We start from the raw sequence: 1,220 nt of genomic DNA, 5'->3' as shown, positions 1-1,220 counted from the left end.
CGGCGCGCTCGCCGGGCCCGCGGTACATCGCCGAGTTTCTCCCTGCCGCAGGTGGTTTCGGTGCACCGCGAGCAGAGGGGTCCATCCGTCAGTCCGCGCCCGGCAGGTCCAGGCTGGAGATCGTGAACGGCAGCGCCGTGGGCGGCAGGCCCGCGGCGAACCGGTTGTACTGGCTGTTGACCACCAGCAGGCGGCCCCGCTCGGTCAGCGCGGCCTGGCTGGGGTGCAGGAATCCGTCCGATGGCACCAGGCCGTCGACGATCCGGCCGCTCGACAGGTCGGGACTCATATCCAGCACCGCCACCCGTGGCTGGGCGGCGCTGTCGGCGTAGAGATTTCCCTGCGTGACGTAGATCCGGCGGCCGTCGTCGGAGACCACCGCGTCCCCGCTGGGCAGGGCCTGCCCGCCGAGGTCCACCTCGACGGTCCGTCCGCTGTGCCGGTCTATGCGCCACAACTGCCCGGTGGAACTCTGCACCGTGAGCAGATGGTCGCCGATCGCGAGGATGCCGTTGAGGTTGTGCCGCGCGGCGATCCAGTCGACGGGCGTGGACGTGACATCCAGCCAGGGCTCCATGCACCAGGATCCGCCGGTGTCGGTGATCCGGTACACGACCGGCAGCAGCGAGTCGGTGGCGTAGGCGGTGCCATCGGCGGCGATGGTGACCTCGTTGACGAAACCGCCGTCGAGTCCGCGCAATTCGGCCAGCAGTCGGCCGTCGACGGCGTCGTAGACCCGGGCGGTGCCGGTACCGCCGCCATTGACGAACAGACGACCGGCCGGATCGAGGACCATCCCCGCGGTGGCGCTGCGGCCGTCGACGCCGGCGGGCGACCAGACCTCGAGCCGGGGCTCGTGCACATGGCCCCGGTAAATCGTCCCGTCTGCGGCACTGCCCACGAAGAAGTGCCCGGAGGCGCGGTCGTAGGCGAGTCCGGATGGGAAAGCCCGGTCACCCGGAACCACATACCGATCGAATACCTCTCGTTCCGCCGGTTGCGCGGAGCACGATATAGTCAGGGTCGCCGTCGCGGCGATCAATAGATAGCGCAGGGGAATTCGCATGGGTGCCGACCTTTCCGCCGTGTCTCGGTTACCCGAATACTGACTTCGTCGGCGCGCGGGTCCCAGGGCACTCACTGCCGGGGACCGCCGATCCTGGGCATGCCGCGCCTACGCGGGGCGAGACGCGGGTCCATGCGCGCTGAGCCGCAGTGCG

General features: G+C 69.8%; 1 protein-coding gene. It reads right to left on the bottom strand.

The genetic code is table 11. The features are described from left to right. Positions 1 to 88: 88 nt before the first annotated feature. Positions 89 to 1,066 (bottom strand): hypothetical protein, encoded by a 978-nt coding sequence (locus QK444_RS36360; RefSeq protein ID WP_282786664.1) that lies wholly within the window; start codon positions 1,064 to 1,066, stop codon positions 89 to 91. Positions 1,067 to 1,220: the final 154 nt, after the last annotated feature.

Source organism: Nocardia sp. CC201C (genome assembly GCF_030010695.1).
GTDB classification, from domain to species: domain Bacteria; phylum Actinomycetota; class Actinomycetes; order Mycobacteriales; family Mycobacteriaceae; genus Nocardia; species Nocardia otitidiscaviarum.
This window is presented reverse-complemented; position numbering and strand designations above follow the sequence as displayed.